This window comes from Chryseobacterium viscerum, from assembly GCF_002899945.2.
In the GTDB taxonomy this organism is placed as follows: Bacteria; Bacteroidota; Bacteroidia; order Flavobacteriales; family Weeksellaceae; genus Chryseobacterium; species Chryseobacterium viscerum.
Genome location: NZ_PPEG02000008.1, coordinates 290,922 through 310,246, shown reverse-complemented (window position 1 = coordinate 310,246; position 19,325 = coordinate 290,922). Strand labels below are relative to the sequence as shown.

Here is a 19,325-nt window from a genome sequence, read left to right as displayed (position 1 = left end):
TTTGTAAGACTTTCCATTTTTTATCATAGCATTGATCTTATTTCAAGATCAGTCATATTTATCAATAAGAAATTTCTTTAAAAGAACATAGTAAAGTAAGAGAGAAAGAATGATATGCAGATAAGTAGAAACAACCAAAATATAAGATAGGTATTTGTACTTCAGGTTCTTGGCTTTAAGAGCGTTTTCAAACAAGCAATTCCCTTGTAGGGGCAAGTACAGAAAATCCATCTATGGAAATAGCTATTATTCGAAAACAATTATTATTTTTGCAGCATTGAATAGCAAAAAATAGTTTAAAACAGTAAGAAATCACCGATTTTTACAGCGTTTTTTAATTTTAAACAATTGATATTCAGATTTATTAATAGATGTGTAACTTATCAAACTTTAATATAATAATGGAAGAATTAGATCTTATATTAGAATCTGTAAAACAAGACATGGATGGAGCTGTAAAGCACTTGGATCATGCATTTCAAAGAATTAGAGCAGGACGTGCTTCTACGGCAATGGTTCAGGATGTAATGGTAGAATATTACGGAGCACCTACTCCTATCAACCAGGTTGCGAATGTTTCTGTTCCGGATGCAATGACAATCTCTATTCAACCTTGGGACAGAACTGCAATCAATGCAATTGAAAAAGCGATCATCAACTCAAATTTAGGTTTTGCACCTTCTAATAACGGAGAGAATATTATCCTTAATGTTCCGCCTTTGACGGAGGAAAGAAGAAGAGAGCTTGCAAAACAAGCTAAAGTGGAAGCTGAAAATACTAAAGTAACTGTAAGAAATGCAAGACAAGATGGTTTGAAAGAACTTAAAAAACTAGATGGCGTTTCTGAAGATGTTGTAAAAGGAGTGGAAGAAGAAATCCAGGCTTATACAGATAAATATGTAAAACTGTGCGACGAGCATCTTAAGACAAAAGAAGCTGAAATTATGAAAGTATAATTTTCAGTTATTTGAAAATAATCAAGAGGTTTCCAATGGGGAGCCTCTTTTTTTGTAGGGTAAAGTTGGAATAGTAGTATTTTTTATGTTTATGCTCTGCAGAAAGTGAATGATGGAGATGAAAAGAGAATATTTTCTATGAGGATTTGCCTTTTCAAACAAATATTGCCTTTGTAGTATTATCCATTTTTAATAGTGTACCTTTAGACAGGGATTGTAAAAAACACATTTTCAATATATTAAATTATTTTTTATTGTAGAACAATGAGGCCGGAAACTTTAATGATTCTGTTTTTTTCATTGGACCTCTTGTTAGCAGCAGGAGGTTTTGTTTGACTCAATTCACTCCACCAAGAACTAACAGATCTTCACGGATGTTTTTTAGCAGCATCTTTTTTGTTTTTTTATTGAAAATTAAAGTTATTGAATGATAGAATGTTGCATTTTTATCAGTGATGATCTGTATTCTTTGCATAAAAAGAAATGATGATTATTAGCTTTTAATCGTTATATTTACAAAATTATTCCGATTTATTATATAATGATCTGGAAATCAAAATGCTAAAGCGATGACTAAAATTATTGGTGTAGGCAACTACATCCCATCGGAAACAATAACCAATTTATTTTTTGATAAACATATTTTTCTTAATGAAGAAGGGGTATTATTAAAAGAGAATAATGCTTCCATTACAGACAAGTTAAAAAAAATTACAGGTATTGAAGAAAGGAGATATGCCCACAGTACAGAGGTCACTTCAGATCTTGGCTTCATTGCTGCCCGCGCCGCAATAGAAGATGCAGGGATAGATCCTGAAACATTAGATTATGTCATATTTGCCCATAATTTCGGAGATGTCCGTTTCGGGACCATTCAGTCTGATTCGGTACCCAGCCTTGCAGCAAGAGTAAAACATTTATTAGGGATCAGAAATAACTTCTGCGTTGCCTATGATGTTCTTTTTGGCTGTCCTGGATGGATTGAAGCAGTGATACAGGCTAATGCCTTTATTAAAGCGGGTATTGCAAAACGATGTTTGGTTATTGGTGCTGAAACACTTTCCCGCGTGGTGGATATTCACGACAGAGATAGTATGATCTATGCTGATGGGGCAGGAGCTGCTATTTTGGAAGTTAACAATGATGATGACTCTGGTATAAAAGCCCATTTATCGGCTTCTTATACATTCAATGAGAAAGATTTCCTGTATTTTGGAAAATCTTACAACAATGATAAATGTCCGGATACTCGATACATCAAAATGGATGGCAGGAAAATATATGAGTTTGCTCTAATCAATGTTCCTGATGCCATGAAAAAATGTCTGGATAGCAGTGGTTTTACCATTGACCAGCTGGATAAAATCATTATTCATCAGGCGAATGAAAAAATGGATGAAGCTATCGTTAGCAGATTTTATCAATTGTATGAAAAACCGGTTCCTGAAAATATAATGCCTATGGTTATTCATAAGCTAGGAAACAGCAGTGTGGCAACCATTCCCACGTTGCTGACAATGATTTTAAAGGATGAAATGGAGCATCATAAGATTAAGAAGAATGATGTCGTGTTATTTGCTTCAGTAGGGGCAGGAATGAATATTAACGCTTTTGTTTATCAGTTTTAAACTTATAAAATAGGCTGAAATTATAGAAATATAAATTTCAGTTTTGAGAATATAAAAAGAGGGTTCCCAACGGAATCCTCTTTTGTTTTTATAAGATTTTCTTTCTCTATTTTTTAGATTAATTTTCCAGGGATAAATTATCTAATGTTTGATAAAAATACAAATAAATTAAGGTCACAAAAAAAGACTTTCGATTGAAAGCCTTCCATTTATTTTATTTACAATTTTCATTGTAATCATAGATCACTTCATTGATAATTGAAAGTTTATCTACTGTAGAATTGCTGATTTCGTCTCTAATAAATTTCCCAAGACCACTTCTTTTCTTCTCCTCATTTTTCAGGGAACCATATTCTCCTTTTGTTATTTTTGCTTTTACATAAGGGCAGTCTGCAAGGATAATTTTTGCTTTTGCGGGGGTCAGTTCCTCTACTTTTCCGTTTTTCTTAGAAAAGATATAATTCGGGTTTTCTTTTAGTCTTTCTGTTTCTGCATAGGTGATTGCCTGTGTACTGTTTGCAGAAAGAGCTGTAGGATAACCATACAACTTATAAACAGTTATTTTACCCTCTACTATAACTTCTGCAAACTGATCCGTTCTGGAAAGATTATTGATTGCTTTAAAGCCTGCTGACAATCCTGTTGTACTTTCAGAACTGTTTAAAGCTTCTCTCATATTGGAATATTTTACAGACTTGAAAACTCTTGGAGTATCGCCTTCATACAGCATATATTCTTTAATGTCGTCTGTATCGTAGGTTTTAAATTTGATTTTGTTTTTTACTTTATCAATATCAGCAACTGCGGCAAATTTTACTTTTAACTGATTTTGCCATGGGCTGGAGTAGCCTCCGTGCAGATGTATAACTCCTTCCGTTTTCCTTCCTGATTTATCAATAATGTATCCGTATTTTTCACCATTATAGGTTCCGTTTTCATCTTGCTCCTGAGCATAGACATTCAACGAAAGAAGACCAAATAGGCCAATAATTAGTAATTTCTTCATGGTTTTGTTTTAAATTCCAGCAAATATAAATTTTATATTCAATAATATGAAACTAAATGTTTTGCTAAAAATCAATAAAAAAGCTCCGAAAAAATCGAAGCTTTACTATTAATCTTATTTCTTGTATCAGAATTACTGATATCTCTGATGTTCTTTACTTTTTGTAAACCTTTTTGTGATCGGTTTGAATAGTGTTTTGTATTTTTCCGCATCAAATAATTGTGAATCGGTAAGTGCTTTATATGTCATCCATACTCCAAAAGGAAGAAGGATCAGGTTCGGAAGCCACGCCGCAAGATAAGGGTTCATTTTCCCGCTCCATGACATATTTTCCACTCCAACATTCATGACATAAAAGATAATGAAAATGACAATCGCAATGATTACCGGAAGTCCCATTCCTCCTTTTCTGATGATAGACCCCAAACTGGCTCCAATCAGGAAAAAGATAATACAGGTCACCGAATAAGCAACAATTCTCTGCTGATAGATCACCACCTTACTGAAGTATTTTACATTGGAACTGTATTCATTCTTTTTAGACTCTAAAGTCGATTTTAGGTTTTCTAATCTGTTGTAGGAGTTATAAATTATTTCCAGTTTTTTGTCACCTTTTACCGTATCCAGTTTTATCTGGGTTTTGGGAGCCACTTTATGTTTGTTGCCCTTATCCATATAAGTGACAACGGAATTAGTCTGGTTAAGGACCTCGGAACCGATATTATCAAAGAACTGCTTATTGTCTTTCTTATTCTTAGCAATCGTTCCATCCAGCTGGTTATACGTCTGAAAACGGTAGTCGTCTGTAATCTGTTCTTTCTCGATCGCTTTATTAATGATCTCACTGATGTCAAAGTGGGAAGTCAGCGTGTCAAATTTAATAGCCTGATCAGGCTGTTTCTGTCTTACATTGTCACCTTTACCAGCGAATGCATCTTCAAATACATATCCGTTATACAAGACAAGCTTTAGGTAGTTCTTATTCGCAGCCGGAACAAACTTTCCTTTTTCTGCCACTACAGATTGTTGATTTTCGTAAGCATTGGCTTTTTTATGAACAAAAACCCCTTCAATATTTTCTCCGTTTTCTCCGTATATTTTGTCAAACTTTACCATGTAACCAGGAATCTGATCAATAAACTGCCCCGGGGTAAAATTGATGGCCGGCTTTGTCTGGGCAATATTGAAAAGCATGTTCTTGGCTTTTTTCTGAAAATCCGGGATAATATTATTAGAGAAGAAAAACAGCATGATAGCAAGTGCCGTTGAAATTCCAAGCAAAGGAGTCATTACCCTTGTCAAAGGAATTCCGGCTGCTTTCATCGCGGCAAGCTCATACCGTTCCCCAAATTCCCCGAATGACATGATACTCGCGAGGAGGATCGTAAGCGGGAGAACCATACTGATAACGTTTACCCCAAGGTAAAAAAGAAGTTTGAGGATCTGCCAGTAGCTTAACCCTTTTCCCATAAATTGTCCCAACTGAACCCAGATAATGTTTACAATAAAAATGAAAAACAATACGCTGAATATAAAGAAAAACGGTCCAAAGAAGGTTTTTATGATATATCGGTCTAGTATTTTTAACATGCGCCAAAATTAATCAAAAAGCCACAAAGTTTACTTGTGGCTTTTTATATTTTGTTATTTTTTTAATTTAAAAAGCAAATTTGCTGAGTTGCGAATTCACTTTCAGCTTTTTAAAGTTCTGTAATTACGTAGTTTTTGAACTTATTCTTGTCAAAAACAAACATATTAGGATCCAGTTCCTGGTTTTCTTTGTATTCTTTAATCGCAATTACAGCAACATCTTTGTTATTTCCGTGCTGTTCCAGTTTTACCATTTGCTTTTTCGCAGAATCTACAAAAATGTACACAAACTGTATTCCGTTTGCTTTTACAGGGGTCAGTTTAATAAAATCAGCATTGACACCGTTAACCATTTTTTTGCCGTTATAGGTTACATTATAATCGTTTCTGTAGGTTGTAAGATAATTGATAGGGGAGAACATGGTGCCGCTTCCGTTAGGTTTGGCAACCGTTACTTCCATATCATCAGCATTGATATTGTAAATTTTGTTTCCATCGAAGATCTGCTCTGTATCCATGATCTTCAGTTTGTATTTTTCTCCGGCAACATAATAAATACCTGGCTCCGTTTTCGTAACCTGTCCGTTAAGACCGCTTCCAAAAGAAAATTTGAAGTAAGAATTCTTTTTAGAATTGTAGTTGGCTGTAATATCATCTAATATCTTTTTGGCCTTAGCATCAATCTTCTGAGCATTTGCCATACCTACTGCACTTACAACAAAACTTCCTAATATAACTTTTGAAATAATATTTTTCATTTTTTTATTTAATAATCTTTAGACATTCTTAATTTTGAAAGGTTAAATCGTTCAATTTCCCTTTAACTACGCAGATCTTCCAAAAACTGTTCCAAAGAATGAAGGTCACTGATGATCACCTCTCTTGCTTTAGCTCCGTTAAAACCTCCTACAATACCACTGGCTTCCAACTGATCCATAATTCTTCCGGCTCTGTTATACCCAAGTTTCAATTGTCTCTGAAGCATTGAGGTAGATCCCTGCTGAGTAGAAACAATAATTCTTGCAGCGTCTTCAAACAAAGCATCCTTTTCATTCGGATCAAAAGCACCTACTGAACTTGTAGAATCTTCAGAAACATATTCAGGAAGCAAGAATGCTGAAGCATATCCTTTCTGCTCTCCAATAAACTCTGCAAGCCTTTCTACTTCCGGAGTATCTACGAAAGCACACTGAAGTCTTAAGATCTCGTTTCCGTTGAAATAAAGCATATCTCCTTTACCAATCAGCTGATCAGCTCCCGGAGAGTCAAGGATCGTTCTGGAGTCTACACTGGAAATTACTCTGAAGGCTGCTCTTGCAGGGAAGTTGGCCTTGATCATACCCGTAATTACGTTTACAGACGGTCTTTGTGTTGCAACGATAAGGTGAATCCCTACGGCTCTTGCAAGCTGTGCAAGTCTGGCGATTGGTAATTCAACTTCTTTTCCTGCTGTCATGATCAAATCTGCAAACTCGTCTACCACCAAAACGATATAGGGTAAATAACGGTGTCCGTTTTCAGGATTCAATTTTCTTTCTGTAAATTTCTTATTGTACTCTTTCAGGTTTTTGCAGAAAGCATTTTTCAGAAGGTCGTATCGGGTGTCCATCTCAACACAAAGAGAGTTCAGCGTATTGATTACTTTATTGGTATCTGTAATGATCGCTTCTTCAGCATCTGGCAGTTTTGCTAAATAATGTCTTTCAATTTTTGAATATAATGAAAGTTCCACTTTTTTAGGATCCACCATAACGAACTTCAGTTCACTTGGGTGTTTTTTATAAAGAAGGGAAGTAAGGATAGCATTAATCCCTACAGATTTACCCTGTCCTGTTGCTCCTGCCATCAGCAAGTGAGGCATTTTTGAAAGGTCGGCCATAAAGACTTCGTTGGAGATGGTCTTACCAAAAACTACCGGAAGATCCATATCTGTATTCTGGAATTTCTGAGAAGCAATTACAGAACGCATAGAAACCATTGTAGGATTTTTTCTTGGCACTTCAATACCGATTGTTCCTTTTCCAGGCATCGGAGCAATAATTCTGATTCCTAAAGCAGAAAGGTTCAGCGCGATGTCGTCCTGTAGTTTTTTGATGGCTGCTACTCTGATTCCCGCTTCCGGAACAATTTCGTATAAAGTAACGGTAGGACCGATAGTAGCTTTGATCTCTGCAATTCCTACATTGAAATTCTTCAGAAGTCCAACAATCTTATTTTTATTTTCTTCTAATTCTTCCTTGTTAATGGAAATCTCTTCATTTCCATAGTCTTTCAGCAAGTCTACAGGCGGCATATGGAAATTGGCCAGGTCCAGTTTATGGTCATACAAACCGTGTTTTTCTACAAGCTCCTGTGATTTTTTATCAGAATCGTCCAGGATATCAATAACCGGAGCTATTTCTACATTGAATTTAATGTTTTCCTGCGCAGGGGAAGCTGCTGCAGAAGATGGTGTAGAAGGCCTGATATCAAATGCTTCCTCCGGAGTGGAAACCGGAATAACTGGTTTTGTAGATAAATTCAAACTTACCGGTTGGTTCACTTCTCTAGGCTCCGCTTCAAAAGAAGTATGATTGGGAGTGGTAATTGTTTCTATATTGGTAGAAAGCGGAACTTCAGGAAATCCTTTCGGAATACTTACCGGTTCTGGTTCTTTCGTTGTATTAATTGAATTATTGGAAACTTCACTTACCGTAACACGAGGAGCAGCTTCCTGTTCTGCCTCTTCCATTTCTTCTTTCAATTCTTCATCAGCTTCGAAATCTTCATCAGAATCTGGAATCATAGATTTTACTTTTCCAATTGTATTTTCATTGATCTTATCCAGTTTTGCTTTGATGGAACTTGGACGAAGATTAAATTCAAGAATAAAATATAAAAGGATACTTGCTGCCAATACAGTCCACAGACCTACTGTTCCAATGATAGAATTAAGGTAATCCATAATCTGAAACCCATAGACTCCTCCTAAAACACCTTGCCCTTTGGTAAGTGCCCCCATAAAAATAGGAAGCCAGCAGATGAAAAATAAAGAATGGCCGATGGTTTTCCAGGGTTTGAAGATTTTTTTCTTAAGAATCAGCGTACCGACTACCAAAAATAAAAATGCAATAATAAATGAGGCAATACCAATACTTTCAAAAATGAAAATATTTCCCAGCCAATCACCTACCTTGCCAAAGATATTTGAAGATTTTATAGTCTTGTCCAGCATCGTTCCCGCCTGGCTTTGATCTGCTTTCCAGTTCATTAAATAAGAGATGAATGAGAAGGCTAGAACAGCCGAGAAAAGTATAAAAGTAAGCCCGGAAAAAATACGGGGCTTAGATAAAATCCTGCCTTTTTCAGGCAATTCAGTCTGTTTTTTTTGTGTCTTTTTGTCCATAATATCAATGTCACAAATTTAATGTTTTTTCAACACTAAAAGAATCTTTTTTCTCCAAAAAACATTTTGGAAATCCCGCTTTTTACAGCGATTATTTAAAACCTAATTGAAAAATATTTTCTACTATTTAGAAAATAAAATAAGACTATTTTTTTTGTTTATCCAAATCTGATCCTGTTAAATTATATTAACTAGTTGTTTTTTGTTTTCTTTTAAAAAGATAATAAAATTTCTGATTTAAATCTACAGGAATAAAAAAAATAATAATATTTGAGAATACAGTTGATATTATAGAAGGTTAGCTGTGTTTTTGAACTAGTTCAAAGGTTAAGATCCGGAGCCTATGTAATTTTGTCTCATAAAATTTCACCTATGAAAAATAGATTCAAAACAATGCTGACTTTAGGTCTGGTATTTATTTCACTGATTAGAATGAACGCACAACAAAAACAAAAAATGGAAAACACCGCATTATTAATTATCGATGTACAAAATGATTATTTCCAGGGAGGAAAAATGACATTGGAAAAAGCTGAACAGGCTGGAGAAAATAGTAAAAAGATTTTAGAATATTTCCGGAAAAATAATCTTCCTGTCATTCATATTCAGCATATTTCTACGAATGACGGAGCCACTTTTTTCCTTCCGGATACTGATGGAGCTAAAATTAACCGTTTAGTTTCGCCACGAGAGAATGAGAAAATAATTACCAAACATTTTCCCAACAGCTTTAGAGAAACTGATCTTTTGAACTATCTAGAATCAAAGAAAATCAAAAACCTTGTGATTACAGGAATGATGACCGATGTGTGTGTGGACGCCACTACCAGAGCTGCTTTTGATTTTGGTTTTCATAATACAATTATCGGAGATGCTACAGCAACCAGAAACAGGGAGATTAATGGGGAAGTGGTGAAAGCTGCGGAGGTTCAAAGATCTTTTTTGGCAGGAATTTCTGCTCTAGGAAATCTTTATGCTGGGATAACAAATACAAATGAATTTTTAAGTAAATAGATTTAAAAGTGAGCATGTTTTGGATACATAAGGGTGCAGGATGATATTAAAAATCTACTATAAGATCACATAAAATTGAGCACCACATATTCAAATATTCAAATACAAAAGCACGCAGATTAAACAGATAACGCAGATTTTAAGATAAGATGATGCACAATTATCTGTAAAGTCAGTCTAAATCCGCGTGAGGATAGAACAAAATTATATTGGAAAATACAAAGACGTGAAAACAGTTCGGCTTGCTGAAAATCTTCGATTTTCTTGCGTCTCAAAGATAAGCACAATGTATAATAAGCCTTTGCGTTTACCCAATAAAAAATCGGAGTTCTATTGCTCAAGTACGAAAATAACTTAACATAACTTATTACGTAAAGGTGTCAATAATTTTGATACCTTTATTTTGCTTAAACAAAACAATGTCCGATTTACTTCTAAAAAATATCAATCAATATATACACCTTTCGGAGGAGGATTTTAAAAAGTTTGTAAAGCCATTTGAATACAAAAAGTTTAAAAAGAAAGAAATAGTTCTCAATGAAGGAGACTATTGCCTTTTTGAAGGTTTTGTTTTGAATGGCTGTTTTAAAATTTATTACCTGAACGAAACAGGATTTGAGCAGACTTTATATTTTGCTGTGGAAGACTGGTGGATTACAGATATAGACAGTCTGATCAATCATGTTCCTTCTATATTGAACATTGAAGCTCTTGAGGATAGTGAAGTATTGATGATTTCAAAAAAAGATAAAGAGGTCTTGTACGAAACAATGCCTCAGATAGAAAAGCTTTTCAGAATCATGAACCAAAAATCTTCGGTAGCACTCCAGAGAAGAATTCTTTCTTTAACGGGCAAAACGGCTGATAAACGATATTTGGAATTCCTTGAGAAATATCCGGGATTGGAACAAAGACTAACCCAGCAACAGGTGGCTTCCTATCTGGGAATTACTCATGAATTTTTAAGTAAAATCAGGAAAAAAATATATTTTGGAAAATAGTTTACATTTTTATTTCCTTTTTAAATAATACAAAGGACTTTAACTATTTGTCTATTAGTATTTTTGTGACTACTTGGAATGTTGGGAGATAGAAGAATTCAATCAGCGGAATAGGTATTATAAATCTGGATTCTTCAGATTTTCAAAATTGAATTTTTCCCAATGTTTTCAGGCTTATTAAGAATGTTTCAAAATAAGCAAAACTGAGGCCAAAGTGACAAAAAACAGCTTTTTTTAAGCTTGTTATGGTTTATCATGCTTATTTTTGCATGTCAAGTACAATAAATCATGAAGAAGCTCCAAGATATTCTTATCTCAACCAGAACAATGGCTGTATTGTTGCTGGTGTACGCATTTGCGATGGCTTATGCAACGTTCTTAGAAAACGACTACGGAACTCCTACAGCAAAAGCATTAATTTATGAGGCCAAATGGTTCGAACTGATCATGGTCGTGCTCATTCTAAACTTCATAGGAAATATCGGAAGATACAGACTGTGGAAAAAGGAAAAATGGCCGGTTCTTGTTTTCCACCTTGCCTTTATTTTCATTTTTATCGGTGGTGCTATCACAAGATACATCAGTTTTGAAGGGCAAATGCACATCCGGGAAGGTGAGACTTCCAACGAAATCGTAACGGATAAAAATTTCTTTAAAATCCAGATCGAAGAAAAAGGAGATGTTCTTAACTATCAGGATGTTCCTTATCTGATGTCACCATTGCATAAAGATTTCAATGCAACTTATGACTTCCACGGAAAAGAAGTGAAAGTATTTGCTAAGGAATACATTCAAAGAAAAAAAGACAGCCTTGTAGCTGAGCCAAACGGTGCAGAGTACCTTCATTTGGTTTCTACCGGAAGTACCGGAAGACAAAATATTTACATCAAACCGGGAGAGACAAAATCGATCAACGGAACTTTGGTGACATTCAACAGAGCGATTGAAGGAGCTGTTGAGTTCAAAAATGAAGGAGGAAAATTGTTCATCAAAACTCCTGTAGATGCCAACTATATGACCATGGCTACTCAGGCTACCGGAACTACCGTTAAAAATGAATTCCAGCCGTTAGCATTAAGAAGTTTATATACCATCAACGAATTAAAACTTGTAGTTCCTGAAGGTCTTAAAAAAGGAAGACTGATCGCTATTGAAGGAGACAGGAAGAAAGATGCTAGTGTTCCGGATATGCTTCAGATTGAGCTTCAGGGACCAAAAACAAAACGATTGGTAGATCTTTCTGTTGAAAGAGGAAATCCAAACGTTTACAAACAGGTTACTATGGATGGTTTAAACATCATGGTAGGCTTCGGACCTAAAGTATACAATACCCCTTTCGCATTGAAACTGGATGATTTCGTTATGGAAACGTATCCAGGAAGTTCATCTCCAAGTGCTTATGAAAGTCACATTAAAATCATTGATGAAGGTAAAGAAACTCCTTATAAAATCTATATGAACCACGTTCTTAATCATAAAGGATACCGTTTCTTCCAGTCAAGTTTTGATCCGGACAGAATGGGAACGGTACTTTCTGTCAACCATGATTTCTGGGGAACTTTGATTTCTTACATCGGATATGGTCTTTTATTCTTAGGAATGTTTGTTATTTTCTTCTGGAAAGGAACACACTTCTGGAAATTAAATAAAATGCTTGTAGATGCTAGTAAGAAAAAAGCGGCTGCAGTATTATTGATTCTTTTAAGCTTAGGTTTAAATGCACAGAAAATCGAAACACATGGTACTACTGACGGAAGCAGAGAACATATCCACGTAGAAGGAGACAATCATTCTCATGCACCGGCTCCATCTGCTCAACCGCTTGATGGTGCTGCTCCAAAGAATAACTCATTAGCAACCCCAATGGGTAAAATGAGATCTATCTCTCCGGATGAAATCATTGCGAGAAATAGAATCACTAAAGAACATGCGGATAAATTCGGTTACCTTTTGGTGCAAAGTTTTGAAGGAAGAATTGTTCCTATAAATACAGTAGCATTAGATGTTTTAAGAAAACTATATAAAAAAGACGAATTCAAAGGAACAGACGGAAAGTCGCTTACTGCTAACCAATGGTTCCTCTCTATCAATACAGACACTCCAAGCTGGACAATGGTTCCAATAATCAAGGTGGGACCGAAAGGTGGTGATGAACTGAAAAATAAAACAAAGGCAGATGAAGATGGCTATACTTCACTGATGAACCTTTTCCCGGCAGATGCCAATGGTAATCTAACATATATTTTAGATCATGATTACAATACGGCATTCCGTAAGAAACCGGCTGATCAGACCAATTATGATAAAGAAGTTATTGCTGTAAACGAAAGAGTACAGATCTTCAATGAGTTCTTTAGCGGTCAGTTTATGAGAATTGTTCCTGTGAAAAATGATGCCAATCATACATGGCATTCATGGTTAGATCAGAAATTCGAACCGGATATGGAATCTCAGCAGGTAATGGGACCTTACTTTGCACAAGCACTTACTGCTCAGAAATCAGGAAACTGGAGCAAAGCAGATGAAGAATTGGTAAAGCTTTCAGAATATCAGCAGAAATGGGGGAAGGCAGTAGTTCCTGCAAAATCAAAAGTTGATCTTGAGGTTTTCATGAATAAAGCGGATATTAACTTCAAACTATTGATTTTCTATACCATCATTGGAGGTCTTCTTTTAATTCTGGGGTTTGTTGAATTATTCAAGTCAAATAAACTATTAAATAAAGCCATTAAGGTTATTATAGCTGTTGGTTTAATAGGATATCTATGCCATTTCCTTGGGCTTGTTGCAAGATGGTATATTTCTGGACACGCACCATGGAGTAACGGATATGAAGCTATTATCTTCATCTCTTGGGTAGGTATTACGGCAGGTCTGGCGCTTTATAGAAATTCAAATGCATTGATTCCTGCTTCCGGATTTATGGTGGCTGTTATCATGATGGGATTTGCACATGGAGGTTCAGCTCTTGATCCACAGATCACACCGCTTGTTCCGGTATTGAAATCTTATTGGTTGATTGTTCACGTAGCCATTATTACTTCCAGTTACGGATTCTTTGCACTGTCGATGATCATTGCTGTAATCTCATTGGTATTCTATATTATATCCAATAAAGAAACGTATAAAATTCACCACGATACAACATTAAAAGAATTGGTAGTCGTTTCTGAAATGTCATTAACAATCGGATTGTTTGCATTAACAGTAGGAAACTTCTTAGGAGGAATCTGGGCAAACGAATCTTGGGGAAGATACTGGAGCTGGGACCCGAAAGAAACTTGGGCTTTCATCTCCATCATGGTGTATGCATTTGTATTGCACATGAGATTAGTACCTGGATTGAGAAGCAGATGGGCATTCCACGTAGCAACAATGTTTGCGTTCTGTTCAATGGTAATGACTTATTTTGGGGTAAATTACTACCTGAGTGGACTTCACTCTTATGCAGCAGGAGATCCGGTACCAGTACCAGCTTGGGTATATATCGGAATCGCAACAATGATTACACTATCAGCAGTATCTTATTTCAAGTTTAAAACTTTAACGAAGAAATAAAACTTCAAACATATAAAAAGCAAAATCCCGGAATTCATTTTCCGGGATTTTTTTGTGTCCTTTTTTGCGAGATAAGAGATACGAGTTTCAGGATTTTGAGTTATGAGTTATTACAAAAAGAATCATTAATTTTCATACTCTCGTATTATAATTCTCCAAATGCCACATTCATATCACATCTCGAAACTCGAAATCCACAACACACCTCATCAAAAAAAATATAATTAATGCCTCATAATTCAAAATTCATTGCTATCTTTATGATATCAAAATAATATCAAAATAAAATTCAATTATGGAAAAAACATTAAAACCTATGTCAGGTTACATTACACTGGTCATCTGTCTTGCTTTGTTTGTGGCAGCAGTTTACTTCTTTGTGAGCGGAGTAGATCAAAGTATTGCCTATGTGGTGATCGCTATGCTTTGCTTTCTTACTTCGTGCTTTTTTCTGAAAGGATTAATGATCATTCAGCCTAATCACTCAAGAGTATTGAACTTCTTTGGGAAATATGTAGGTTCGGTAAAAGAAAACGGACTGTTTTTTATCAATCCTTTATACTCGTCACAGAAAATGTCTTTGCGTTCCGAGAACTTGCAAGGGCAGACCCTGAAGGTAAATGATAAAATGGGAAACCCTATCGAAATTGCTGTAGTAATGGTATGGAAAGTAGGAGATACCTATAAGGCAGCTTTTGATGTAGAACGCTATTCTGACTTTGTAAGAATGCAGAGTGAAGCTGCGGTACGTCATCTGGCGATGAGTTTTCCTTATGATAATTTAGAGGATGATCACGCGCCGATCACTTTAAGAGAGGGTGGAGATAAGATCAATTCTATTTTGGAACAGGAGCTTACAGACCGTCTTTCAAAAGCAGGAATTGTGATTCAGGAAGCAAGGATTTCACACTTAGCCTATGCTTCGGAAATTGCAGGAGCAATGCTTCAAAGACAGCAGGCTACAGCTATTGTTGCAGCAAGAACCAAAATTGTGGAAGGAGCTGTAGGAATGGTAGATCTTGCGCTGAAAAAGCTTTCCGAAGGTAATATCGTTGAGCTTGATGATGAAAGAAAAGCAGCCATGGTAAGCAACCTAATGGTGGTTTTATGTGGTGAAAAAGCAGCAACTCCAATCCTAAATGCAGGAACGCTGTATAACTAAGAATAATAATAAAAATTTTCAGGTTGATGATTGAACTTATAAACCTGGAAAATAAATCTTGCATTAAAAACAAGAACAATGAAATCAGAAAAAGCTCAAAACACTTCAGAAAATAAAGGTAAAAAATCCTTTGTCATAAGGATAGATGAGTCTACTTATAAACTTCTTGAAAAGTGGGCAGGCGATGAATTCAGAAGTGTGAATGGACAGATAGAATACCTGTTGCATCAGAGCCTGATCCATGCAGGGAGAAAGAAGAATGATTAGTTTTAAAATGGTCAGTTTAGGATAATAAATGATCTTTTTGGGTAATGATCAATTAGAACTTGGTATTTCATTCCTTTTTTTAATTACAGAAAATACAAAAAAGGGCTGTTTTTTTAACGTTTCAATAAAAAGATGACAATTCGGTACACGTTTTACAAAAAAAGAAAGCAGAGAAAATTTCTCTGCTTTTTTATTTTATACAACTCTGAAGCGTGTCTGCTCCAAAGTAGAATATGACGAGCCAAATCAAGCCTTTAATGGTAAAGAAAGCAAATCCCGCCCATCCTACACGCTTGAACCACTTTTTAAACTTTGAGTTGTTTTCTTGTGAATTTTCCATCGGTGATTATCAAAATGATTACCCTGCAAAGATAAGCATGTTTATAATTAGTCCAAATAAAAAACACATTAAAAATTAAAGTTTTGAGGTTCGCATAATATTTTTATCTTTAGAGAGAACGAAAAGTAAGATTTTATGTCAAAAAAAGTAAAGGATTTCGGAATCGAAAAAACGCTGAAAAATTTAGGTATTAAAGAAGAAAATAAAGGTACCTCAACAGGCGGAAAATATTTCGCTTCAGGAAAGGTGATAGAAAGCATTTCTCCTGTAGATGGAAAGTTGATCGCTAAAGTAAAAACTTCCGGAGAAAGTGATTATGACAAAGTAATTGAAACTGCTCAAAAAGCATTTCAGGAATTCAGACTGATCCCGGCTCCCAAAAGAGGAGAGATCGTAAGACAGCTGGGCTTAAAATTAAGAGAATACAAAGACGATCTTGGTAAACTTGTTTCTTACGAAATGGGTAAGTCATTACAGGAAGGACTTGGAGAAGTTCAGGAAATGATCGATATCTGCGATTTCGCGGTAGGACTTTCAAGACAGCTTCAGGGGTACACGATGCACTCTGAAAGACCAGGGCACAGAATGTATGAGCAATACCATCCGCTAGGGGTTGTAGGAATCATCACTGCATTCAACTTCCCGGTAGCTGTGTGGTCTTGGAATACAGCATTAGCATGGATCTGTGGTAACGTTACCATCTGGAAACCATCTGAGAAAACACCACTTTGTGCCATTGCATGCCAGAATATAATGATTGAAGTTTTAAAGGAGAATAACCTTCCTGAAGGACTTTCAAGTGTATTGGTATCAGACCACGAAATCGGACAGAAATTAGTAGACGATAAAAGAGTAGCACTGGTATCTTTCACAGGATCTACAAGAGTAGGACGAATGGTTTCTTCTAAAGTAGCAGAAAGATTCGGAAAATCTATTCTTGAATTAGGAGGAAACAACGCTATTATCATTACGAAAGAAGCCGATATTGACATGTCTATCATCGGAGCAGTTTTCGGGGCGGTAGGAACTGCAGGACAGAGATGTACTTCAACAAGAAGACTGATCATCCACGAAAGCGTATACAATGAAGTAAAAACAAGACTGACAAAAGCTTATGGCCAGCTTAAAATAGGAAATCCATTGGATGAAAACAACCATGTAGGACCACTTATTGACACTGATGCGGTAAACCAATACGAAGAAGCGATCAAGAAATGTAAAAAAGAAGGAGGAAAATTCGCTGTTGAAGGCGGAGTTTTAACTGGAAAAGATTACGAATCAGGATGCTACGTGAAACCTTGTGTTGCAGAAGTGAAAAACTCTTATGAGATTGTTCAGCATGAAACCTTTGCACCAATCTTATATCTTATCAAATACAAAACATTAGAAGAAGCTATTGCCATTCAGAATGATGTTCCTCAGGGACTATCTTCTGCTATCATGACTCAGAACTTAAGAGAGGCAGAATTGTTCCTTTCTCATGCAGGTTCAGACTGTGGTATTGCCAACGTAAACATCGGAACTTCTGGTGCGGAAATCGGTGGTGCTTTCGGTGGAGAAAAAGAAACCGGAGGAGGAAGAGAGTCAGGTTCTGACGCTTGGAAGTACTATATGAGAAGACAAACTAACACTATAAATTATACTGCACAACTTCCTTTAGCACAAGGAATTAAGTTTGATTTATAAAAGCTTTACTTAAAGAACTCGAAAAACAAAAAACTTAATAACCTGAATGATTCAATGATTCATTCTTTGGATCATTGAATCATTCACTTATTAAATCACACAACAATTTATTATGGAACAAACATTAGATATAAAAGCAAATAAAGTAAAAGAAACAGTAGGAAGACATGTGTTGGCAGACGGTTTCGATTTTGTGATGGATATTGAAAAATCACATGGATCATGGCTTTATGATAAATTGACAGACAAAGAGTATCTGGATATGTTCTCCATGTTTGCATCAGCGTCTATCGGATACAATCACCCTTATCTTTTAGAAAGATCAGAATGGTTGGGAAGAATGGCGGTGAACAAGCCTACTTTGGCTGACGTTTACTCAGAAGAATACGCTCATTTCCTTGAAGTATTCGAGAGAGTAGTTATTCCTGAAGAATTACAATATGCTTTCTTTATTGAAGGCGGAAGCCTGGGCGTTGAAAATGCAATGAAGGCATGCTTCGACTGGAAAACCCGCAAAAACTTTGCAAAAGGACTAGATACAGAAGCAGGAATCTGTATTCACTTCAAACAGGCTTTCCACGGAAGAAGCGGTTATACATTGAGCTTAACCAATACTTCTGACCCAAGAAAGTACCAATATTTCCCAATGTTCAACTGGCCGAGAATTTTAAATCCAAAATTAAAATTCCCGATTACAGAAGAAAACCTGGAAGAAACGATCAAAAACGAAAACCTTGCTTTACTTCAGATTGAAGAGGCTATCCTGATGAACCCTAATAAAGTGGCTTGCATCATCATAGAACCTATTCAGGCAGAAGGAGGTGACAATCATTTCAGAGACGAATTCTTATTAGGATTAAGAAGAATCTGTGATGACAACGAAATCTTACTTATTTTTGATGAAGTTCAGACAGGGATTGCTATTACAGGGAAAATGTGGGCATTCCAGCATTTTACAGCAAAACCGGATATCATTTCTTTCGGGAAAAAAGCACAGGTTTGCGGTGTATTAGCCAATAAAGAAAAGTTTGACGAAGTTCCGAATAACGTTTTCAGAGAAAGTTCAAGAATCAATTCTACCTTCGGAGGAAACTTTATAGACATGCTTCGTTTCCAGCTGGTAATGGAAGTTATCGAAAAAGAAAACCTTGTAGAAAATGCAAGAGTAGTTGGAGACTTCCTATTGGAAAGCTTAAAAGGTTTTGCTGAAAAGTATCCTGAAAAAATTTCAAATGCAAGAGGAAGAGGCTTGATGTGTGCGATTGATCTGCCCACTGCAGAACAAAGAAACCACCTGATGAGTGAGCTTTTCAACGATGGATTGATCATTCTTCCATGCGGGGATCAGTCTCTTCGTTTCAGACCTCATTTGAATGTTACAAAGGAAGAAATCCAGCTTGCTTTAGACAAAATTGAAAACAATATTAATAAAATTTAAACTTCCGGGATTTGTAATTTTGAAAAAATTATCGTATATTTAGATACTCAAACAATTAGGATATGGAAAGAAGTACGAGAGTATCGGTTTATGTAAGTGATAACCCTTCAGAAATTCAATTGGTTAAGTCTAAATTGGATGATGCTGAAATTACAAATACCGTTGAAAATAACTATCTTACGTTTACTACAACGCCTACAGCAACTTCGCTAAAGGTAATGGTAGATTTGGAAGATGAAACAAAAGCATTTGATATTATTGATGCTTACCTTCAACAAAGTGAGAATCAATAAA

Annotated in this window: 14 protein-coding genes; 10 read left to right on the top strand and 4 right to left on the bottom strand. The window is 35.8% G+C overall.

Annotated elements, in window-relative coordinates; all coding sequences use genetic code 11:
• Positions 1-401: 401 nt before the first annotated feature.
• Together frr and C1634_RS19480 are read left to right on the top strand one after the other, a co-directional pair.
• Positions 402-956, top strand: a complete 555-nt coding sequence (gene frr / locus C1634_RS19485; RefSeq protein WP_103233015.1) for a ribosome recycling factor — start codon at positions 402-404, stop codon at positions 954-956.
• Between the two features lie 569 nt (positions 957-1,525).
• The gene (locus C1634_RS19480) at positions 1,526-2,584 is read left to right on the top strand and encodes a 3-oxoacyl-ACP synthase III family protein (protein WP_109738991.1); all 1,059 of its coding nucleotides are present in this window, start codon (positions 1,526-1,528) and stop codon (positions 2,582-2,584) included.
• A gap of 214 nt (positions 2,585-2,798) precedes the next feature.
• On the opposite strand, the gene C1634_RS19475 is transcribed toward C1634_RS19480, so the two are convergent.
• The 4 genes from C1634_RS19475 to C1634_RS19460 all read right to left on the bottom strand — a co-directional run bounded on the left by C1634_RS19475 (position 2,799) and on the right by C1634_RS19460 (position 8,565).
• Positions 2,799-3,590, bottom strand: a complete 792-nt coding sequence (locus C1634_RS19475) for a hypothetical protein (RefSeq protein ID WP_109738990.1) — start codon at positions 3,588-3,590, stop codon at positions 2,799-2,801.
• A gap of 132 nt (positions 3,591-3,722) precedes the next feature.
• The gene (locus C1634_RS19470) at positions 3,723-5,180 is read right to left on the bottom strand and encodes an LptF/LptG family permease (protein ID WP_109738989.1); all 1,458 of its coding nucleotides are present in this window, start codon (positions 5,178-5,180) and stop codon (positions 3,723-3,725) included.
• 110 nt (positions 5,181-5,290) lie between these two features.
• A complete protein-coding gene (locus C1634_RS19465) occupies positions 5,291-5,938 on the bottom strand; it encodes a LolA family protein (RefSeq protein WP_109738988.1) in 648 nt (215 codons plus the stop codon).
• 62 nt (positions 5,939-6,000) lie between these two features.
• Positions 6,001-8,565, bottom strand: coding sequence for an FtsK/SpoIIIE family DNA translocase (locus C1634_RS19460; protein WP_109738987.1), 2,565 nt, complete (start codon positions 8,563-8,565; stop codon positions 6,001-6,003).
• Positions 8,566-8,937: 372 nt separating this feature from the next.
• On the opposite strand from C1634_RS19460, the gene C1634_RS19455 reads away from it, so the two are divergent.
• The 8 genes from C1634_RS19455 (at position 8,938) to C1634_RS19415 (ending at position 19,324) form a co-directional block, all read left to right on the top strand.
• Positions 8,938-9,579: a cysteine hydrolase family protein gene (locus C1634_RS19455; protein WP_109738986.1), complete on the top strand. Its 642-nt coding sequence runs from the start codon at positions 8,938-8,940 to the stop codon at positions 9,577-9,579.
• A 419-nt stretch (positions 9,580-9,998) separates the two neighbouring features.
• Positions 9,999-10,580, top strand: coding sequence for a Crp/Fnr family transcriptional regulator (locus C1634_RS19450; RefSeq protein WP_109738985.1), 582 nt, complete (start codon positions 9,999-10,001; stop codon positions 10,578-10,580).
• A gap of 288 nt (positions 10,581-10,868) precedes the next feature.
• Positions 10,869-14,138 (top strand): cytochrome c biogenesis protein CcsA, encoded by a 3,270-nt coding sequence (gene ccsA, locus C1634_RS19445; protein WP_109738984.1) that lies wholly within the window; start codon positions 10,869-10,871, stop codon positions 14,136-14,138.
• 295 nt (positions 14,139-14,433) lie between these two features.
• Positions 14,434-15,300: an SPFH domain-containing protein gene (locus C1634_RS19440; protein WP_103234567.1), complete on the top strand. Its 867-nt coding sequence runs from the start codon at positions 14,434-14,436 to the stop codon at positions 15,298-15,300.
• A gap of 78 nt (positions 15,301-15,378) precedes the next feature.
• On the top strand, positions 15,379-15,567 hold the full coding sequence (locus C1634_RS19435; protein ID WP_103234566.1) for an Arc family DNA binding domain-containing protein: 189 nt from the start codon (positions 15,379-15,381) through the stop codon (positions 15,565-15,567).
• A 475-nt stretch (positions 15,568-16,042) separates the two neighbouring features.
• Positions 16,043-17,593: an L-piperidine-6-carboxylate dehydrogenase gene (gene amaB / locus C1634_RS19425; RefSeq protein WP_103234564.1), complete on the top strand. Its 1,551-nt coding sequence runs from the start codon at positions 16,043-16,045 to the stop codon at positions 17,591-17,593.
• A gap of 112 nt (positions 17,594-17,705) precedes the next feature.
• A complete protein-coding gene (gene lat, locus C1634_RS19420) occupies positions 17,706-19,031 on the top strand; it encodes an L-lysine 6-transaminase (RefSeq protein ID WP_103233442.1) in 1,326 nt (441 codons plus the stop codon).
• A gap of 62 nt (positions 19,032-19,093) precedes the next feature.
• Positions 19,094-19,324, top strand: coding sequence for a DUF2007 domain-containing protein (locus tag C1634_RS19415; RefSeq protein WP_103233441.1), 231 nt, complete (start codon positions 19,094-19,096; stop codon positions 19,322-19,324).
• Position 19,325 lies beyond the last annotated feature (1 nt).

What these genes read in the sequence shown, in the direction of transcription:
- frr (WP_103233015.1), top strand. Translation starts at nt 402, where the DNA reads ATGGAAGAATTAGATCTTATATTAGAATCTGTAAAACAAGACATGGAT.
- C1634_RS19480 (WP_109738991.1), top strand. Translation starts at nt 1,526, where the DNA reads ATGACTAAAATTATTGGTGTAGGCAACTACATCCCATCGGAAACAATA.
- C1634_RS19475 (WP_109738990.1), bottom strand. Translation starts at nt 3,590, where the DNA reads ATGAAGAAATTACTAATTATTGGCCTATTTGGTCTTCTTTCGTTGAAT.
- C1634_RS19470 (WP_109738989.1), bottom strand. Translation starts at nt 5,180, where the DNA reads ATGTTAAAAATACTAGACCGATATATCATAAAAACCTTCTTTGGACCG.
- C1634_RS19465 (WP_109738988.1), bottom strand. Translation starts at nt 5,938, where the DNA reads ATGAAAAATATTATTTCAAAAGTTATATTAGGAAGTTTTGTTGTAAGT.
- C1634_RS19460 (WP_109738987.1), bottom strand. Translation starts at nt 8,565, where the DNA reads ATGGACAAAAAGACACAAAAAAAACAGACTGAATTGCCTGAAAAAGGC.
- C1634_RS19455 (WP_109738986.1), top strand. Translation starts at nt 8,938, where the DNA reads ATGAAAAATAGATTCAAAACAATGCTGACTTTAGGTCTGGTATTTATT.
- C1634_RS19450 (WP_109738985.1), top strand. Translation starts at nt 9,999, where the DNA reads ATGTCCGATTTACTTCTAAAAAATATCAATCAATATATACACCTTTCG.
- ccsA (WP_109738984.1), top strand. Translation starts at nt 10,869, where the DNA reads ATGAAGAAGCTCCAAGATATTCTTATCTCAACCAGAACAATGGCTGTA.
- C1634_RS19440 (WP_103234567.1), top strand. Translation starts at nt 14,434, where the DNA reads ATGGAAAAAACATTAAAACCTATGTCAGGTTACATTACACTGGTCATC.
- C1634_RS19435 (WP_103234566.1), top strand. Translation starts at nt 15,379, where the DNA reads ATGAAATCAGAAAAAGCTCAAAACACTTCAGAAAATAAAGGTAAAAAA.
- amaB (WP_103234564.1), top strand. Translation starts at nt 16,043, where the DNA reads ATGTCAAAAAAAGTAAAGGATTTCGGAATCGAAAAAACGCTGAAAAAT.
- lat (WP_103233442.1), top strand. Translation starts at nt 17,706, where the DNA reads ATGGAACAAACATTAGATATAAAAGCAAATAAAGTAAAAGAAACAGTA.
- C1634_RS19415 (WP_103233441.1), top strand. Translation starts at nt 19,094, where the DNA reads ATGGAAAGAAGTACGAGAGTATCGGTTTATGTAAGTGATAACCCTTCA.